Origin of the sequence: Burkholderia sp. WTPI3 (genome assembly GCF_021483755.1) — a bacterium.
In the GTDB taxonomy this organism is placed as follows: domain Bacteria; phylum Pseudomonadota; class Gammaproteobacteria; order Burkholderiales; family Burkholderiaceae; genus Burkholderia.
Window position 1 is genome coordinate 63,693 of sequence record NZ_JAGIXF010000021.1, and the last position, 18,300, is coordinate 81,992.

General features: G+C 67.5%; 15 protein-coding genes and 3 pseudogenes. 9 read left to right on the forward strand and 9 right to left on the reverse strand.

The features are described from left to right. Positions 1 to 19: 19 nt before the first annotated feature. The 3 genes and pseudogenes from J7024_RS14245 to J7024_RS14255 form a co-directional block, all read right to left on the reverse strand. Positions 20 to 1,211, reverse strand: a pseudogene (locus J7024_RS14245) (MFS transporter). Further along, positions 1,208 to 1,540, reverse strand: a complete 333-nt coding sequence (locus J7024_RS14250; RefSeq protein WP_124826071.1) for a hypothetical protein — start codon at positions 1,538 to 1,540, stop codon at positions 1,208 to 1,210. The pseudogene J7024_RS14245 and the gene J7024_RS14250 overlap by 4 nt, the downstream one beginning before the upstream one ends. Continuing rightward, positions 1,537 to 2,046, reverse strand: coding sequence for a MarR family winged helix-turn-helix transcriptional regulator (locus J7024_RS14255; RefSeq protein ID WP_124826072.1), 510 nt, complete (start codon positions 2,044 to 2,046; stop codon positions 1,537 to 1,539). Before J7024_RS14255 ends, J7024_RS14250 begins: the two co-directional genes overlap by 4 nt. A 169-nt stretch (positions 2,047 to 2,215) precedes the next feature. Here J7024_RS14255 and J7024_RS14260 point away from each other — a divergent pair, with 169 nt between their 5' ends. Continuing rightward, a complete protein-coding gene (locus J7024_RS14260; protein ID WP_124826073.1) occupies positions 2,216 to 2,707 on the forward strand; it encodes a 2,4'-dihydroxyacetophenone dioxygenase family protein in 492 nt (163 codons plus the stop codon). A gap of 36 nt (positions 2,708 to 2,743) precedes the next feature. On the opposite strand, the pseudogene J7024_RS14265 reads toward J7024_RS14260, so the two are convergent. Then, a pseudogene (locus J7024_RS14265) lies at positions 2,744 to 2,949 on the reverse strand (GlxA family transcriptional regulator); the annotation flags it as partial. A gap of 230 nt (positions 2,950 to 3,179) precedes the next feature. Between J7024_RS14265 and J7024_RS14270 the strand changes: the two are divergent. Beyond that, complete coding sequence (locus tag J7024_RS14270; protein WP_175760338.1) at positions 3,180 to 4,958, forward strand: sensor domain-containing diguanylate cyclase; 1,779 nt, start codon at positions 3,180 to 3,182, stop codon at positions 4,956 to 4,958. A gap of 28 nt (positions 4,959 to 4,986) precedes the next feature. Here J7024_RS14270 and J7024_RS14275 read toward each other — a convergent pair whose 3' ends face one another. From J7024_RS14275 to J7024_RS14285, 3 genes are all read right to left on the reverse strand, one after another. Then, positions 4,987 to 6,330, reverse strand: coding sequence for an MFS transporter (locus J7024_RS14275; protein ID WP_124826075.1), 1,344 nt, complete (start codon positions 6,328 to 6,330; stop codon positions 4,987 to 4,989). 96 nt (positions 6,331 to 6,426) lie between these two features. Continuing rightward, positions 6,427 to 7,806, reverse strand: coding sequence for an MFS transporter (locus J7024_RS14280; protein WP_124826076.1), 1,380 nt, complete (start codon positions 7,804 to 7,806; stop codon positions 6,427 to 6,429). A gap of 182 nt (positions 7,807 to 7,988) precedes the next feature. Then, positions 7,989 to 8,948 (reverse strand): MBL fold metallo-hydrolase, encoded by a 960-nt coding sequence (locus tag J7024_RS14285; protein ID WP_124826077.1) that lies wholly within the window; start codon positions 8,946 to 8,948, stop codon positions 7,989 to 7,991. 177 nt (positions 8,949 to 9,125) lie between these two features. Here J7024_RS14285 and J7024_RS14290 point away from each other — a divergent pair. Continuing rightward, a pseudogene (locus J7024_RS14290) lies at positions 9,126 to 10,763 on the forward strand (IclR family transcriptional regulator). 702 nt (positions 10,764 to 11,465) lie between these two features. Here J7024_RS14290 and J7024_RS14295 read toward each other — a convergent pair. Then, the gene (locus J7024_RS14295) at positions 11,466 to 11,948 is read right to left on the reverse strand and encodes an Lrp/AsnC family transcriptional regulator (RefSeq protein WP_096498814.1); all 483 of its coding nucleotides are present in this window, start codon (positions 11,946 to 11,948) and stop codon (positions 11,466 to 11,468) included. Between the two features lie 286 nt (positions 11,949 to 12,234). Between J7024_RS14295 and J7024_RS14300 the strand changes: the two genes are divergently transcribed. The 5 genes from J7024_RS14300 (at position 12,235) to J7024_RS14320 (ending at position 15,342) form a co-directional block, all read left to right on the forward strand. Further along, entirely contained in the window at positions 12,235 to 12,885 is a 651-nt protein-coding gene (locus J7024_RS14300; protein WP_175750568.1) for a LysE family translocator, read from the forward strand. A 132-nt stretch (positions 12,886 to 13,017) separates the two neighbouring features. Beyond that, positions 13,018 to 14,193: a voltage-gated potassium channel protein gene (gene kch, locus J7024_RS14305; RefSeq protein WP_124826081.1), complete on the forward strand. Its 1,176-nt coding sequence runs from the start codon at positions 13,018 to 13,020 to the stop codon at positions 14,191 to 14,193. A gap of 37 nt (positions 14,194 to 14,230) precedes the next feature. Further along, entirely contained in the window at positions 14,231 to 14,662 is a 432-nt protein-coding gene (locus J7024_RS14310; RefSeq protein WP_096499311.1) for a YqaA family protein, read from the forward strand. A gap of 161 nt (positions 14,663 to 14,823) precedes the next feature. Then, the gene (locus J7024_RS14315) at positions 14,824 to 15,015 is read left to right on the forward strand and encodes a type II toxin-antitoxin system RelE/ParE family toxin (protein ID WP_175750567.1); all 192 of its coding nucleotides are present in this window, start codon (positions 14,824 to 14,826) and stop codon (positions 15,013 to 15,015) included. A gap of 12 nt (positions 15,016 to 15,027) precedes the next feature. Beyond that, complete coding sequence (locus J7024_RS14320; protein WP_124826082.1) at positions 15,028 to 15,342, forward strand: HigA family addiction module antitoxin; 315 nt, start codon at positions 15,028 to 15,030, stop codon at positions 15,340 to 15,342. Between the two features lie 111 nt (positions 15,343 to 15,453). Here the strand turns inward: J7024_RS14320 and J7024_RS14325 are convergent, their stop codons facing one another. Beyond that, the gene (locus J7024_RS14325; RefSeq protein ID WP_124826083.1) at positions 15,454 to 17,106 is read right to left on the reverse strand and encodes an acyl-CoA synthetase; all 1,653 of its coding nucleotides are present in this window, start codon (positions 17,104 to 17,106) and stop codon (positions 15,454 to 15,456) included. A gap of 215 nt (positions 17,107 to 17,321) precedes the next feature. Here J7024_RS14325 and J7024_RS14330 point away from each other — a divergent pair, with 215 nt between their 5' ends. Beyond that, on the forward strand, positions 17,322 to 18,086 hold the full coding sequence (locus tag J7024_RS14330) for a Crp/Fnr family transcriptional regulator (protein WP_175750566.1): 765 nt from the start codon (positions 17,322 to 17,324) through the stop codon (positions 18,084 to 18,086). Positions 18,087 to 18,300 lie beyond the last annotated feature (214 nt).

Consider the following 18,300-nt stretch of genomic DNA (forward strand, 5'->3'; position numbering starts at 1 on the left):
TGCCGGGCTGCCGGCCCGCTCAGGCGCCGCCGCCGGCCTGCGCGCGTCGCCCCATCCGCATCAGGAAATAGACGGCGACGAGCCCCGCCGAGAACCCGGACGCCGCGCCGACGCCGAGCGCCCAGCGCGGACCCAGATGGTTCGCGACCCAGCCCGCGACCGGTGCGCCGATCGGCGTGCCGCCGAACGCGACCGCGAGGCGCAGCGCCATCACGCGTCCGCGCATCGCCGGCTCGGTCGACAGCTGCATCAGCGCATTGGTCGACGTGGTGAAGGTCATCGCGGCGATCCCGGTCAGCACGAGCGCTGCCGCGAACAGCCAGTAGCTCGGTGCGATCGCGCCGAGCTACTGGCTGTTCGCGGCGCGCCGCGAGCAGCGCGCCCGAGATCGTGCCGACCGCCATCATCGACGACAGGATCCCGAAGCCGCGCGCGTCGACGTGAAATACGCCGGCCGCCATCGTCGAGATGAACAGCGGGAAATTCAGCCCGAACGTGCCGATCAGGAACAGCATCGCGAGCGTCGCTTTCAGGTCCGGACGCTGCCACACGTAGCGGAACCCGTCGAGCAGGCTCCCCCTCGCATGGCCGGCACGCGCGTTCTCGCGCAGCTGGTCCGCGCGCAGCAGCGACAGCGACGCGAGCACCGCGACGAAACTGACACCGTTGATCAGGAACGCCCAGCCGGTGCCGACCGACGCGATGACGAAGCCGGCTGCCGCGGGCCCGATCATCCGCGCCGCGTTGAACGACGTCGAATTGAGCGCGACGGCGTTCGCGAGTTCGCGGTCGCCGACCAGTTCCACGACGAAGGTTTGCCGCACCGGCGCATCGAACGCCGACGCGCAGCCGAACAGGAACGCGAACAGATAGACGTGCCACAGCTGCACGACGCCCGTGACCGTCAGCAGCCCCAGCGCAAGCGCGAGGCCGCCCATCAGCGCCTGCGTCGTCATCAGGAGCCGGCGCTGGTTGAAGCGGTCGGCCGCGTAGCCCGTCCATGGCAGCAGCAGGAGCTGCGGGCCGAACTGCAGCGACATCACGATGCCGACCGCCGACGCGTCGTGGTGCGTGAGCTGCGTGAGCACGAGCCAGTCCTGCGCGGTGCGCTGGATCCACGTGCCGACGTTGGACACCAGCGCGCCGGCCGCCCAGACCCGGTAGTTGAAGCTGCGCAGCGAGCGGAACACGCCCGCGGCCGGCGCGCTCATGGCCGCTCCTGGGCGTTGCCGCCGTGCAGCGCGCCGAAGTGCCGCGCGAGATACAGGCCGAGCGCGAGCACGCCGAGGCCGAATGCGGCCGCGTCGGCGGTACGCATCAGGTCGAAACGGCGGCCGATCCGGCAAAGCAGCGCATAACCGATCGCAAGATTGACGACGCCCCACACGACGTTCACGGTGGACGACGACAGGCCGCGGCCGGGCGGCTTCGCGAACGGCGTCTGGAACGGCTCGCCGCGCAGACCGCTGACGAGATGCGGGACTGCATTCGCCAGAAAGGCGCCGCCGAAAAAGCAGCACACGAGATGCAGGATGTTCATGTTCCGGCGTTCCTCCCGCCAGGCACGTCGATCGAGTGCGCGGGCGCGCCGTCGTGGAATTCCGCAAGCCGCTGCAGCAGTTGCACGGCCGCCGCAAGCTCGGCCTGCTCGCGTGTCGACAACTGCGCATGCAGCGCGCGGAACAGCCAGTCGTCCTTGGCTGCGCGGTTGGCCTGCAGCCGCTTGCGGAACGCGGGCGTGAGAGCGATCAGCGTCTGCCGGCCGTCGTTCGGATCGGGCGCGCCGCTGACCGCCCCCATCGACTCCAGCGTCGCCACCGTCATGCGCATCGACTGCGGCCGCACGCTTTCGGCGCGCGCAAGCGCGGAAACGGTCGCCGCGCCGTCGCGATCGAGACGCAGCAGGACCGATTTCTGCGACGACGTCAGATCGTTCGGGTGGGTCTGCTCGCGCATCCGCCGCATCAGCTTGCTGACGGAGATGCGGAGTTCGCCGGCGAGTCCGGCCAGATGCAGCGCGTCGGGGGGCAAGGATGGTGTGTTCATGAACCCAAGATAGCATATCCACAGGAAAACTGTACAGTTAAACTGTATATATAGCCTCAAGGGTGACGCGTGACTGATTCATCGGCGCTGCACGCGATCCGGCCCCGCTCTTCGGCCCGATCGGGCTCTGCGATAATGCGGGCTTCCCGTTCCCGCACCGCCTTCCACCATGACGCAGCCGTCCGCCCCGCTCTCCACCGACCTGCCGCCGATTTCGTGCCTGCCCGGCGACGCGTTGCCGTGGCTGCCGATGAGCGAGGACCTGCCGGGGCTCGCGATCAAGTATCTGCATATCAATGCGGCAGAAGACACGCTGACCGCGCTGCTGAAGATGCCCGCCGGCGGCAGGCTGCCGCGCCATCGTCACGACGGCGAGGTGTTCGTCCATACGTTGCAGGGGGCGTGGCGCTACCTCGAGTACGACTGGATCGCGCAGGCCGGCTCGACGGTGCTCGAACCGGCCGGATCGGTTCACACGCCGGAAACGCTCGGCGCGCCCGGCGAAGACGTGATCACGCTCAATGTGATGCGCGGCGATCTGGTGCTGCTCGACGACGATGGCCGTGAAACCGCGCGCGAGAATTGCCGGGTCGCGCTGCTGCGCCAGCGCAAGCATGCGCGCACGGCGCCGAACGACGCGGCGCCGTTCGTCACGCGCTGAACAACCGCGCAACCGGGACCGGCCCGTTCGGGCCCTTCAGGCCATCTCGCGCTCGTCCCTGCGCCGAATCGCCCGCGGCAGCACGCCGAAGCCTCGCATGAACGCGTCGCGCAACAGCCGGCCTCCTTCGCGATCACGTCGAACGGATGCCGGCTCCGCTCGATCGTCAGCCGCTCGATCGCCTTCGCCTTCGCCTTCGCCTTCGCCTTCGCCTTCGCCGGCGACTGCCCCGTTTCCAGCGTAGCGCCGTCGATTCCAATGGCGTCGATGGCATGCGAGCCGCGAGCCGCCGCCGCTGCCGCGATGCGCCACCGTCACCGCGTTTCGTCCCGTCCCCGGCACGTTCCGACCCGCTTGCCATGCCCTCCCCGCAACAGTAATCTCTACGATTGCAGTTTCCGGAGCAGCGCCCCGGCATTCGTCCGATCATCGGCGCTATTGATCGTTGCGAAATTCCACCATGCGGTTCCGTATGTTCACCACCGGGGCGGGCGATACGCCTGGCTCTTCCCGCGTGCCCGCCGATGGCCGGGCCGCGTTTGCGCCGTTACCCGAGCTGGAGGCCCTGTGCCGGATCGCACGTGCACAGGCCGGCACGGCCGGCGCGCTGGTCGTGCACGGAGAGGCCGGCGCGCAATGCGTGCTCGCGTTCGACGGAACGCTGCCTGCGTCGCTGCCTGCCAGGTTGTTCCCGCCGCAGGTCGCCCACGCGTCGCCTGTCGGCAGACGATTCATCGCGCCCGATGCGAGCGCGCATGCGCGTCACGCACCGCACATCGCCGCAGCCTGCGAACTGATCGCGCCCGAAGGTGCGAGCCTCGGCGCGCTGTGCGTCGTGAGCGACGGCGACTTCGCGCTCGACATCGCGCAACGCACCCTCCTCGACGATCTGGCCACGCTGGCGGAACGTGCGATCGGCCGCGCAATCTCGGAAGCCGCGCTGCGGGAAAGGCTCGGCGCGATCGAGGAACACAGTGCGCTGACCACGCTGGCGCTGACGGAAAGCGGCACCGGCGTCTGGGATCGCAACGTGGAAACCGGCGAAATTCATTACTCGGCGGCATGGAAGGCGCTGCTCGGCTACGCGCCGCACGAGCTGACCAGCCGCATCGAGGACGCGTACGAGCGACTGCACCCGGACGACGTCGACGACGTGAAGGCGACGATGCTCGCGCATTTCGAGAGCCGGACCGACAGCTACGCGGTCGAGCACCGCATCCGCTGCAAGGACGGCTCGTACAAATGGATCTGCAGCCGCGGCAAGGTCATCGCGCGCGACGACAACGGCCGCGCGTTGCGCATGGTCGGCACGACCACCGACATCACCGCGCTGCGCGAGCTCGCCGACCGGCTGCGCGATTCCGCCACGCTCGTCACCAGCCTGACCGACCAGGTGCCGGGTCTCGTGTTCCAGTTGCGCCAGGCGACCGACGGCCGCCGCTTCTTTTCGTATGCGAGCGCCGGCGTGCGCGACATCTACGAGCTGACGCCCGAACAGATCGCCCGCGACGCGGATGCGGTCGAAATCCGGATCCATCCGGCCGATCTGGCCGCGTACCGTCAGTCGCTGCAAGCGTCGGCGGAGCGGCTGACGCCGTGGCGGCTCGAGTATCGGGTGATGCTGCCGGATCAGGGCCTGCGCTGGCGTGAAGGCGACGCGCGCCCGCAGCGCACGTCCGACGGCGGCACGGTGTGGCACGGCTTCATCACGGACGCGACGGAGCGCAAGCACATCGAGGCCGAACTGCACCGGATGGCGACGACCGATCATCTGACCCAGTTGTCGAACCGCCACGCGTTCATGCGGCAAAGCGAGGCCGCGTTGCGCGGCGTGCGCGCGACCGGCCAGGACGCCGCGGTGCTGATGCTCGATCTCGACCACTTCAAGGCGCTGAACGACCGCTGGGGCCATCCGCTCGGCGACCGCGCGCTCCGCCATTTCGCGCGGCTGCTGCTCGCGGAGATCGGGTCGGACGGCATCGTCGGGCGCATCGGAGGCGAGGAATTCGCGGTCGTGCTGCCGCGCTCGGGGGTCGACGCGGCGTTCGCGCTCGCGCTGCGCGTGCAGCAGCGCGCGGCCGACACGCGGCTCATGCACGAGGATCAGCGCGTCGCGCTGACGGTCAGTATCGGGATCGACGCGATGCGGATGACCGACTTCGGCGCGTACCAGTCGCTGTCGCGTGCCGACAAGGCGCTGTATGCCGCGAAAGAGCACGGCCGCAACCGGATCGAGGTCTATCAGGCGTAACCGCGCGCCGTCGCTCACGCCTCCAACGCTACGATTGCGCCGCCTCGCGCGGCGTGGCGCGCACGCCCAGCAGCATCGCGACCGCGCATGCGGCCAGCAGCGCCGCGATCATCAGCATTGCCGGATCCATGCCGCCGGTTCGCGTGCGGATCACCCCGACGATCCACGGCGTGATCATCCCGCTCGACACGCCGATACTGCTGATCAGTGCGATCCCGCCGGCCGCGCCGGCGCCCGCGAAATACGCGGACGGCACGGCCCAGAACACCGGATGCGCGGCGAAGATCAGCATTGCAGCGATCGACAGCAGCGCCATCATCGCGACGATGCTCTGCAGATGCAGCGTCAGCAACGCAAGCGCCACCGCGCCGCCGAACGCGCACGCGGCGAAGTGCCAGCGCCGTTCGCGCTTGCGGTCCGAACGCCGCGCGATCGCGATCAGGCCGGCCGCGCCGACCGCGTTCGGCACGATCGACAGCAGGCTGATCCGCACGACGTCGTGAATCCCGAATTCGCGAATCATCAGCGGCATCCAGAACAGCAGCATCAGCAGCGCGGTCGTCAGCGAGAAATAGATGAACGCGAACAGATAGGTGCGCGGCTCGGCCAGCGCCTGCCGCAACGACCCCGCCACATGCGCGGATGCGCCGGCGCGATCGGCGGCAAGGTCGGCCGCCAGCCGTTGCCGGTCGTCGTCGGACAGCCAGTGCGCGTGCTCGGGACGGTCGCACAGCCAGAACCACGCGATCACGCCGAGCAGGATCGCGGGCGCGCCTTCGATCGCGAACATCCATTGCCAGCCGTGCAGCCCGAGCACGCCGGACATCCCGCGCATCAGCCAGCCCGACAGCAGCCCGCCTATCATCCCGGCCACCGCGACGCCCGCATAGAAGATCGACAGCACCGACGCGCGCCGGCGCGCCGGATACCAGTACGTCAGGTAGAACACGACACCCGGGAAGAAGCCGGCTTCGAACAGCCCGAGCAGGAAGCGCAGCACGTAGAAATGCTTCGCGCTGTCGACGGTGATCATCGCGACCGACACCGCGCCCCACAGGAACATGATCCGCGCGAACGTCCGGCGCGCGCCGAAACGGCGCAGCAGCGCGTTGCTCGGCACCTCGAACAGCACATAGCCGACGAAGAACAGCACCGCGCCGAGGCTGTACATCGCGTCCGTCAGGCCGAGATCCTGCCGCATCTGCAACTGCGCGAAGCCGATGTTGCTGCGGTCGAGGATCGACACGATGTAGCAGATGAACAGGAACGGCACGATCCGCATGCCGATGCGGCGATACAGCGCGTCGTTGTCCGATGCGCGGGAACCGGACGCGACCGCTTGCGCGGCGTCCGCCTGAAGAGGGGCTGACATCGATCGTCTCCTCGATGGATGCGAATACTGGGTACGAATGCGGGCCGGAAAATCGAACGCCGGTCGCCGCCGCCCGCGGGCAGCGACCGGCCGCGTTCAGTCGCGCGACGCGGGATCGCCCTTCACGCCGAGCATCAACGCGGCGCCGCTCAGCGCGAGCAGTGCGGCGAGCAGGTACACGGCGAGATCCATGCTGCCGGTGCGCGTGCGGATCATCCCGATCACCCACGGGCTGACGATGCCGCTCGTGATCCCGATGCTGCTGATCAGCGCGATCCCGGCCGCGGCCTCGTTGCCCGACAGGTAACGGGTCGGCACGGTCCAGAAGATCGGCAGCGCGGCGAAGATCAGCGTCGCCGCGATCGACAGGCACGCGAGCATCGCCGCGAAGCTGTGCAGATGCAGCGTCAATGCAGCGAGCGCGAGCCCGCCGCCGATCGTGCAGCACGCGAAATGCTTGCGGCGTTCGCCGGTGCGGTCCGAGTGGCGCGCGATCAGGATCAGGCCCACCGCGCCGACCGCGTTCGGTACGACCGTGTACAGGCTCACGGCCACGACGTCGGTCACGCCGAAGTCGCGGATCATCAGCGGCATCCAGAAATTGAGCGTCAGCGATGCGCAGGTCAGCGCGAAATAGATGAACGCGAACAGGTAGACGCGCGGGTTCGCGAGCGCGGCCGCCACGCTGCGCGCGTCGTGCGCAGCGCCGTGCGTGCGGCTTTCCGTGCACAGGGCCGCCACGCGCGCCTTTTCGTCGGACGTGAGCCACGCGGCATCCTGCGGCCGGTCGACCAGATACGTGAACGCGAAGAACGCGAGCACGATGGCCGGCGCGCCTTCGATCGCGAACATCCACTGCCAGCCGTGCAAGCCGAACACGCCGCTCATGTCGCGCATGATCCAGCCCGACATCAGGCCGCCGAGCACGCCGGCGACCGCGACGCCCGCGAAGAACACCGAGATCGCCGCCGCGCGCCGGTTCGCGGGGAACCAGTAGGTCAGGTACAGCACGATGCCGGGGAAGAAGCCGGCCTCGAACACGCCGAGCATGAAGCGCAGCACGTAGAAATGCGACGGCTGCGACACGAACATCATCCCTGTCGACGCGAGGCCCCACAGCAGCATGATCCGCGTGAACGTGCGGCGCGCGCCGAAGCGTGCGAGCAGCATGTTGCTCGGTACTTCGCAGAACACGTAGCCGACGTAGAACACGGCGGCGCCGAGGCCGTACATCGCATCGCTGAAGCCGAGGTCGTGCTTCATCTGCAACTGCGCGAAGCCGATGTTGATGCGGTCGAGGAACGACACGACGTAGCAGAGGAACAGGAACGGCACGATCCGCCATGCGATCTTGCGGAACAGCAGCGCATCGCCGGATTCGGATCCGGACGCATATGCGGAAGTCTCGTATGCGGAAGTCGACGCCGCGGCACTCGGGTGCGCGATCGTCGCTTCGGCGGGAAGCGATCGGGGCATGTCTCTCTCCAAACGGGCTGCACGAATCGAGCGCGCAGCAGTCTCCGAGGGCGTGCATGCGCCCTGCTTTCTTGTGAGATCGGAAATCGGCGCCGTGGACCACGGCACAACGCCGCCGCCATTCACGAGCCTTCAGAAAAACGGCGGGACGTCCGCCCGGACGCCCCGCCGCCGTGACCCGCTCAGTCCTGCAGCGCGTCCCACATTTCCTTGTCGCGCTGCGCGGTCCAGATGCGCGGATGCGTGATGCCGCTCGCCTCGTCGAACGCGCGCGACACATCGAACGGCAGGCAGTGTTCGTAGATGAACACGTGTCCGAACTTCGGGTCCATCGCTTCGCGCGTAAGCGCCATCGACGCCTTCAGGTCGAGCTTGCGCTCCACCGCCTTGCGGCCCTGCGCGAGCAGCGTCGTCACGAAATCCTTCGTGTAGTCGAGGCCCTTGTTCACGTCGGCCGGATTCAGCAGCGCGGGGCCGCGGCCCGGCACGAGCTTCTCGGCGCCGAGCGCGCGCAGCGCCTCGAGCGTGGTCGGCCATTGTTCGAGCTGCGCGTCGCCGCAATAACAGGCCGCGTCATATTCGACGAGGTCGCCCGAGAACAGCACCTTTTGCGACGGCAGCCAGACGATCGTGTCGCCCTTCGTATGGCCCGAGCCGACGTGCATGATCTTCACTTCGAGCTTGCCGAGGAACAGCGTGATCTCGCGCTCGAACACGAGCGTCGGCCACGTGAGGCCCGGCACCGTCTCGACGCCCGCGAACAGGCGCGGGAAGCGCTCGATCTCCGACTTCATGTCGGCCTCGCCGCGCTCGACGATCATTTCGTACGTGCCGCGGCTCGCGATCACGTGCTGCGCGCCTTCGTCGAAATAGGCCGATGCGCCGAGTACACGCACCGCGTGATAGTGCGACAGCACCACGTGCTTGATCGGCTTGTCCGTCACGCTGCGGATCTTCGCGATCAGGTCCTGCGCCATCGCGGGCGTCGCGGTCGTGTCGACGATCAGCACGCTGTCGTCGCCGATGATCACGCCCGAGTTCGGGTCGCCTTCGGCGGTGTACGCGTATGCGTTCTCGGACAGCTTCGTCCAGGTGACCTTCTTCTCTTCCAGATCGGCTTGGGATGCGAATGCTTTGGCCATGTTGCGTTCCGTGGCTGCGAGCCATGTGTTGAGGGGAGTGAGCGGATCATCGTCCCGCGCCAAATATTTGTCAATGGCAAATAGACTTGCTATTGTCTAATGCGGGTAAACGTGTGGGCTGGCGCTGGAAATGGCGTCGGATACCATGCGGGGTTTCGTCAACGGAAGAATCATCGCGTGCAGAACCACGAAGTCAGCGCAGACGACGCGCCGCCCAAGGCGCAGCGCGGCATCCAGAGCGTCGAGGTCGGTGGCCGGCTGCTCGACGCGTTCGCGCGCCGGCGCAAGCCGCTCGGGCTGTCGGAGCTGGCGGGCGCGGCCGACTTGTCGAGCGCGCAGGCGCACACCTATCTCGTGAGCCTGACGCGCCTCGCGCTCGTCAAACGCGACGCGATCACCGGCAACTACGAGCCGGGCCCGCTGTCGCTGCGGCTCGGGCTGATGTCGATCGAACGCCAGCCGGCCTACCGCGCGGCGTTGCCGCACGCGGCGCAGCTCGCGGAAACGGTGGGCCTGAGCGTCGCGCTGTCGGTGCCTGGCGTGCTCGGGCCGACGATCGTGCGCATCGAGCACGGCGGCTATCCGCTGCACGTGAACCTGCACGTCGGGTCGGTGATGTCGCTGGACACGACCGCCACGGGCCGCGTGTTCCGCGCATTCGGCGATCCCGCGCAGCTCGATGCGATGGCGGCCAGCCAGGCCGGCGCGGGCGACACGCTCGCCGGCGCGGAAGGCGAGCAGCCGGCTTCCGATGCCCGCGCGCAGCAGGCCGAACTCGACGCGATCCGCGCGCGCGGAATCGAGCGCGGCGTCGATCGGCCGAGCCCCGGCGTCAGCGCGATGCGTGCCGGTGCTGGGATGCCGACGGCGCCTGCAACTCGCGCTGACCGTGATCGGTCCGACCGGGTCGATCGACGTCGGCTGGACGGCCCAATCGCGGCGGCGTTGCGCGACGCCGCGCGGCAGGCCACGGCGTCGCTCGACGCGCGGCCGGCACTGCCGGCCGCGGCGCCGGCCACGCCGCGCGTGCCGCCCGCGCTCGGCGACGACGCGAAGACGCAACGCGGCATCAATGCACTCGACAGCACGGGCGAGCTGCTGCTCGCACTCGTGTCCGCAGGCCGCGCGCTGCCGCTGCGCGACCTCGCGGCGGCGGCCGGGATGCCGGCTGCCAAGGCGTTTCCACATCTGGTGAGCCTTCAGAAAATTGGCCTGCTGAGCCGCGACGACGCGGGCTGCTTCGGCGGCGGCCCGCTCGCGCAGGCGCTCGGCCTGATCGCGATGCAACGCGTGTCGCCGACACGCGATGCAGAAGCCGAAATCGTCGCGCTCGCCGGGGTGACCGACATGAGCGTGGCGGCCGCGACGCTCGGGCCGCTCGGGCCGACCGTGATCCGGCTCGAGGAATCGGCGCGGCCACAGCACGTGAGCCTGCAAGTCGGCACCGTGATGTCGCTCGTCAATACGGCGATCGGCCGGATCTTCGCGGCCGGCATGTCCGACGACGTGCTGGCCGGGTTGCTGGCCGACGAGCCGGTGCGCCTTGCCGGCGGCGCAGCACAGGTCGACGACGCGTTTCGCGCGCGGCTTGCGGCGATCCGCGCGGACGAACTCGATTTTGCGTTCGACGCGCCGGTGCCCGGCATCGGCACGATCGCCGCGCCCGTGTTCGATCACACCGGCAGCATCCGGCTCGTGATCGCGATCATCGGCTCGTCGCGCGGCTTCCCGCGCGGACCAGACAGCGCGCTCGCGCATACGCTGCTCGCGGCGACGCGCCGGCTGTCGTGGCGGTTCGGATGGATCGGCGCCTGATCGCCCGCTACTGCCACACCACCGCCGCTCGTCCTCCCCGGCCGACTTCCCTTGTTCCATTTCCTCGATGCGAGGCCGTGCTTGCCACGGCCTCGTCGCGCCTGCCCGCCACGACGATCCGCATACGCGCGCTCTGTGTTGCGCAGCAGCAACAGAGAATGTCAGTAATTCTCATATAACGAAATCGCATTTCACAAAGCGGGGAAGTTTCTTTATGATTAGGGTTATCCCTAATCCACTACTTACCTGGGGTTTCGTCATGCAAACGTCTAATGTTTCGAACCGTTCCACCGAATCCGCTGGCTGGCTCGCACGTGTTGGCGAGCTGATCGCAGAAGCTTGGGCGCTCCACCTGGAAAACTGCGAAGTCATCGCTGAAGCGCACGCACGCCTGCCGCACTAAGCGCGGCAACTGGCCGCCGGCCGGCGGCACGATGACCGGTCCGATCCGAGTGCCAGGACGCGCGCCGCAAGGCCGCCGCGTCCGGCATCGGAGCGCCGGACGAATCTCATGAAACAGGGCCGCATGGTCCTGGCCGGGGCGCCGCGGAAGATTCATCCGTTTTCCGGCCCCGTCGGCATGTTCCCGCCCGTCTACGGTTCAGGGCCGCGCACACGCGTCGTGCAGCCCGATCACCGCCTTTTTTCAGCGCAGCCGAATCCATCGTTACCGCGACGGATCGTCGGCCCGACGCTGTCCCGTCAGACCTGAATCGACGGCACATCCTTCATGCACCGCAGCGCGAACATCGAGCGGCTGTGGCGGATACTCGAAATCCTGTAAAGCTTCTCGCGCAGGAAACGTTCGTAGCCGGCCGTGCCATCCACCGCGACCTTGATCCAGTAGTCGTATTCGCCCGACACGAGATACGCCTCGAGCACCTCGGGCAGGGCCGCGAGTTCGGCGCCGAAGCGCGCCAGCGCGTCGTCCTCGTGGCGGTCGAGCGTGACTTCGAGGATCACGATGTCGGCGTAGCCGAGCATCTTCTGGTTGACGAGCGCGACGTACCCGTCGATGTAGCCGTCGAGTTCGAGTTGCCGCGTGCGGTTCCAGCATGCGGTGGTCGACATGCCGATCTGTTCGGCCAGTTCGGCGTTCGACAGACGTGCATTTTTTTGCAGTGCACCGAGGATCTTGCGGTCCTGATTGTCGAGGGTTTTCGGCGAGCGTTCGCGGGTAGCCATGACAGGAAGAATCTTCTACTTAAAATCGGCATTCTATCTGAACGGAATTCCTGTTTCGGGCCTGTTTTACTGGAAAACAGGAAGCCTTTTAACTGGCTGGCTTGATACATTTTCTCCATGCCTCCTGTCCGGCACGCTCCCCGCGACAACCCCTTCGCACCGGGACGCCCGGCCGCAATCACGAGTTGCGGCGCCGGACCTGCAGGCATGCGATTCCCCGCCTCCCGCGCGGCCTATCCGGCTGCCGGGCCGGCGCCCGACTTCCCTGTTCCCGTACTATCCCGTCATGTCGTTCAGGCTTTATCTGTCGTTCCTCGCTGCATCCGCCGTTCTCATCTACGCCCCCGGCCCCGTCAACCTCCTCACGATGAACCAGGCACTGCGCACCGGCTGGCGCCGCGCGCTACCGTGCGTATGGGGCGGCACGCTCGCCGTGCTGCTGCAACTCGCGCTGACCGCGCTGTGCCTGAATTCGCTGGTCCATCTCAACGAACATGCATTGACCGTGCTGCGCTGGGCAGGCGCCGCATACCTCGTCTGGCTCGGCTGCAAGCAATGGCTCGGCCGCGCACCGGCGAACGCGCCTGCCCCTGCCGCGTCGGCCGAAACCGGTGCTGCCGCATCCGATGCCGACACCGGGCGCGCGCTGTTCTGGCGCGGCGTGGCGACGTCCGGGCTGAATCCGAAGACGCTGCTGTTCTTTCCGTCGTTCTTTCCGCAGTTCATCGTCCCGAACGCCGACTGGAGCCTGAACCTGCAGTTCCTGCTGCTCGCGACGACCTTCGCGGTGCTGTTCGCCGGCGGCGTCGCGTCGATGGCACTGTTCTCGCACCGGCTGAGCCGCGCGTTGCAACGGCCGGCGCGGATGCGCGCGATGAATCGCGTGACGGGCGGGCTGCTGGTCGGGATGGGCGCGATCATGGTCGGCTGGAACTGAGGCCGAAGACCGGGCAGCTGCGCCAGCGGGTGCCGCGCCGCCCGCCACACCTCTCGAAAAAGCAGCCGGTCGCGGAATGCTTTAGGGTAGCGCCTGGCTCTTTGGACATGCCCGGCCCGCCCGGGCGATCGCATGAAGCACATCGCTACCCGCCTGCGGCGCCTGTTCGCGCCGATCGGCCTGCACTGGTATCTCGCTCTCCTCCTCGCGCTCGATGCACTGATGGTGCTGCGCCCCGTCGTCGCGCATGCGAAGCTCGGTGTCCATCATGCGTGGCTCGCCGATGCGCTGAGCCTCGTCGACAACGCGGGCCTCGTCGTGTTGCCGCAGGTCGTCGTCGCGGCCGGTCTCGCAACGATGGCCATCGGCATCGTGCTGCGCGCACGCGTCGCATGGGTGCTGTCGATCCTGCTGCTGGTCGCGGCCGCCGCGATCAGCATCGTCGGCGGCTATCGCAGTCATGCCGTGTTCGTCTACACGGCCGTGCTCGCCGTCGCGCTGATCTATTACTGGCGGCACTTCGACCGCGCGAGCGTCGCCGCGAGCAGCCTGTTCGCGCTGCTCAGCATCGTGTCGCTACTGATCTACGCGACCTTCGGCGTGCTCTATCTCGGCGACGAATTCACGCCGCCGATCCACGATCTCGCCACCGCTGTCTACTTCTCGATCGTGTCGATGTCGACGGTCGGCTACGGCGACATCGTTCCGCACGCGCCTACGGCGCGCCTCTTTACCGCGTCGGTGATCGTACTCGGCATTACGGTGTTCGCGACGTCGATCAGCGCGGTCGTCGGCCCGGTGATCGGCGGCAATCTGAAACGAATCGTCAAGGGAGGCATTTCGAACGTGATCCGCAAGCATCATTTCCTGATCGTCGGCGCGACGCCTGTCGCGCATGCGGTGCACGACGGGCTGCGCAAGCGCGGCTACGCCGTGACCGTCATCGTACCGGCCGGCGTCGAGCACAACTATGCGGGCGGGACCGACCTGATCGTCGGGGACGCCACCGACCACGCGGTGCTGGAAGGCGCCGGCGCGGCAACGGCCCGCGCGGTGCTCGCGCTGCGCTCCGACGATGCAGAGAACGCATTCATCATCCTCGCGATCCGCGAGATCGCACCGGCGGTGCGCACGGTGGCGCTCGTGAACCAGCAGCGCAACCTCGAACGGCTGCGCCTGCTGAAGCCCGACATGGTGTTCTCGCCGCAGCAGCTCGCGGGCGAACTGCTCGCGAGCACGCTCAACGACGAACCGGTCGACAAGTCGGTGATCTCGCACCTGCTGTTCGGCACCGCCGACGCCGCGTGACCGGCGCCGGCCGATGCGCGGCCGGTACAATCGCGCGATGTCCGAATTGCTCACCTACGGCGGCCTGTTCGCCGTGTCGATGGTCGCCGCGACCCTGTTTCCGCTCCAGTCCGAAGCCGTGCTCGCCGGCCTGCTGCTCGCCGGGCGCGAGCCCGTGTGGGCGCTGGTGCTGGTCGCAAGCGTCGGCAACGTCGCCGGCTCGGCGATCAACTGGGTGCTCGGCCGCGGCATCGAGCATTTCCGCGATCGCCGCTGGTTTCCGGTCAAGCCGGCCGCGCTCGCGCGCGCCGAGGGCTGGTACAGGCGCTATGGCCGCTGGTCGCTGCTGCTGAGCTGGGCGCCGGTGATCGGCGATCCGCTGACGATGATTGCCGGCGTGCTGCGCGAGCCGCTGCCGACCTTCCTCGCGATCGTCACGATCGCGAAGGTCGGCCGGTATCTGGTGATCGCGTGGCTCGTCGTGCATTGAGGTGCGCGACGCACATTGCCCGGATGGATTTTTACGAGTCTTGCCAGCCGGCGACCGATTTACCGTTTACCGATAAACGGCATAAAATATGGCGATGATCCAATCGTTCAAATGCAAAGACGCACGGCAGCTTTTCGAAACGGGACATTGCCGATATCGCAATGCGTCGTCTTACGCAACTCGACAACGCGGCGACGCCGGATGCGATGAAATCACCGCCGGGCAACCGGTTTGAGGCACTGAAAGGCGATCGTGTTGGCCAGTACAGTATCCGAATCAACGGGCAATGGCGTGTGTGCTTTACATGGGGCAATGACGGGCCGGCCGATGTGGAAATCGCCGACTGTCACTGAATGGAGCTTGACATGACCCGGTTCAAAAACGGTATGCGCCCGGTCCATCCGGGCGAAATTCTTCGTGAGGATTACCTCATCCCGCTCGACATGAGCGCGAACGCGTTGGCCGGCGCACTTGGCGTCACGGCCGGCCGCATCAACGATATCGTCCGTGAGCGGCGCGGCATCACCGCCGATACGGCGCTGCGCCTTGCCCGTTACTTTGGCGGCGATCCGCAAACGTGGCTGAACCTGCAAGCCACCTATGACCTGAAAATCGCCGAGCGCGACCACGGCCGCGAGATCCGGAAACGCATCGAGCCTCGAGAATTCGCCCACGCCTGACATCACAAAGTACAAGGCCGCACCGCGCTCCTTCTCGACGACCGGCGCCCGTCACTGGGCGGTCGGCCGCCGGTCGTCCCGGTGTCACGCGTCTGCGTGCGCATCGGTCGCTTACTTCTTGTCCCCCGCCAGATCGATCGCCTTGTCCGATCCGACCGCGTTGCGCAGCTGGAATTTCTGGATCTTGCCGGTCGACGTCTTCGGCAGCTCGCCGAAGCGCACGACCTTCGGCACCTTGAACCCCGCGAGCAGCTGCTTGCAGTGCGCGACGATCTCCTCCTCCGTCGCGCTCATCCCGTTGCGCAGCTCGACGAACGCGCACGGCACCTCGCCCCATTTCGGATCGGGCATCGCAACCACGGCCGCCACCTCGACGGCCGGATGGCGGTACAGCGCATCCTCGACCTCGATGCTCGAGATGTTCTCGCCGCCGGAAATGATGATGTCCTTGCGGCGATCCTTGATGCGGATGTAACCGTCCGGCGTCAGCACGCCGAGATCGCCCGTATGGAACCAGCCGCCGTGGAAGGCTTCATCCGTCGCGTGCGGGTTCTTCAGGTAGCCCTTCATGCAGATGTTGCCGCGGAACATGATCTCGCCGAGCGTCTCGCCGTCGGCGGGCACCGGCGCCATCGTGTCCGGGTCGAGCACCGTCGCGCCCGCTTCCAGGTGATAGCGCACGCCCTGGCGTGCATTGAGCCGCGCGCGTTCGTCGTCGGGCAGCGCGTCCCAGTGCGCCTGCTTCGCGCACACGGTCGCCGGGCCGTAGACCTCGGTCAGCCCGTACACGTGCAGCAGGTCGAAGCCGATCTCCTTCATCTTCGCGATCACGGCCGGTGCGGGCGCCGCACCGGCGACCATCGCGTGCACCGTGTGATCGATACCTTCGCGGTACTCGGCCGGCGCATTCGCGATCGCGCTCTGCACGATCGGCGCGCCGCAGTAATGCGTGATGCGTTCGCGGCGGATCAGGTCGAATACCGTCTTCGCATCGAACTTGCGCAGGCACACGTTCACGCCCGCGCGCGCCGCGACGGCCCACGGGAAGCACCAGCCGTTGCAGTGGAACATCGGCAGCGTCCACAGATACACGGCGTGCTTCGGCATGTCCCATTCGAGGATGTTGCTGATCGCCGCGAGATACGCGCCGCGATGGTGATAGACGACGCCCTTCGGGTCGCCGGTCGTGCCGGACGTGTAGTTCAGCGCGATCGCATCCCATTCGTCGGCGGGCGACGTCCATGCGTAGTCGGGGTCGCCGCCCGCGACGAACGCTTCGTAGTCGGTCGCGCCGGCGAAGCGCGCGGGGTCGGCCGGCATCGCGTCGGCGACGCTGACGATCTTCAGGCCCGGCACCTCGAGCGCCGCGCGATGTGCGAGATCCGCGTATTCGGTGTCGACGATCAGCACCTTCGCCTCGCCATGGCGCAGCATGAACAGCACCGACGAAATGTCGAGCCGCGTGTTGATGGTGTTGAGCACCGCGCCGGCCATCGGCACGCCGAAGTGCGCCTCGACCATCGCCGGGATGTTGGGCAACAGCGCCGCAACCGTGTCGCCGCGCGTAACGCCGGCCTGTGCGAGCGCGCTTGCAAGCTGCTTTGCGCGCGTGTAGGTCTCGCCCCACGTGCGCCGCACGTCGCCGTGCACGATGGCCAGGCGCGCGCCGTAGACTTCGGCCGCGCGGACCAGGAAGTCGATCGGCGTGAGCGGCACGTAGTTGGCGTCGCGGCGGCCGAGTCCGGCCTCGAACATCTGCGTCATGATCCTGTCTCCCGTTTCTGTCGACCGGCGCGTGCGTCGACGCCGCGGCGCATGCATCGGTCTCGTGTTCAGCCGGAGTGCATGCACCCCGATTCGTCTTGATGTGGTTCAATTGCCGACAGCCTAACGGGCGCTATTGTGAGCCGTCTGTCATCGAAACGACAGAGTGCCTTTCCAGCGCTGCGCGTTATCCCTATCCTCGCAAACCCGCACTCATGCACGACCACCTCGTTGCGCCGCCCGACGCGGCCGCCACCCCGGCCACCACGGCCGGCACGCCGTTCGATCCGGGCCCGTTGCCGGCGCTGTCGACGCTGTTCGGGCAATGCGCTTGGTTCCGCGCGCTCGCGCCGGAACATCAGGCGCTGGTGCTCGCACAGTCGCGCGCCGAGCAGCGCGAGGCCGGCGACGTGATCGCGCAGCGACTCGCGCCGTCCGAGTACTGGATCGGCGTGCATCGCGGGCTGCTGAAGCTGGCGATCTTCAATGCGTCGGGACGCGGCTGCACGTTCTCCGGCGTGCCGTCGGGCGGCTGGTTCGGCGAAGGCAGCGTGATCAAGCGCGAACTGCGCAAATACGAAGTAGTCGCGGTCCAGCGCTCGACCGTGCTGTTCGTGCCGGTCGACACGTTCCACGCGCTGCTCGACAGCAGCCTGCCGTTCACACGCTTCGTGATCCACCAGTTGAACAACCGGATGGGCGAGTTCATCGCATCGATCCAGAACAGCCGGCTGCTCGACGTCGATGCGCGCGTCGCGCAGGCGCTCGCGCAACTGTTCAATCCCGATCTGTATCCGGACACCGGCCCGTCGCTCGCGATCTCGCAGGAGGAACTGGGCATGCTCGTCGGCGTGTCGCGGCAGCGGATCAACCAGGCGCTGCAGCAACTCGAGAAACTCGGCGTGCTGCGGCTCGCCTACAACCAGATCGAAGTCGTCGACCTGGCCGCGCTCGCGCGGGTCGGCATGGAGCAGATCTGAGCGCGGCCCGATGAACGAAACCGTCGTCCATACGGCGCGCGCAGCCGGTGCGGCAGCCGCTTTCCGGCTCCCGCGCCGGCCTCTTTTCCATCGGACGAATCGCCCGGCTTCCACCGCACCCGAAACTGACGATTCCGCCAGTTTCATGTCAGTAACGCGTTCAGCCCCGACGCCTATCATTCGGGTTCCCTTCACCGCCGCCTGATCACCGCCC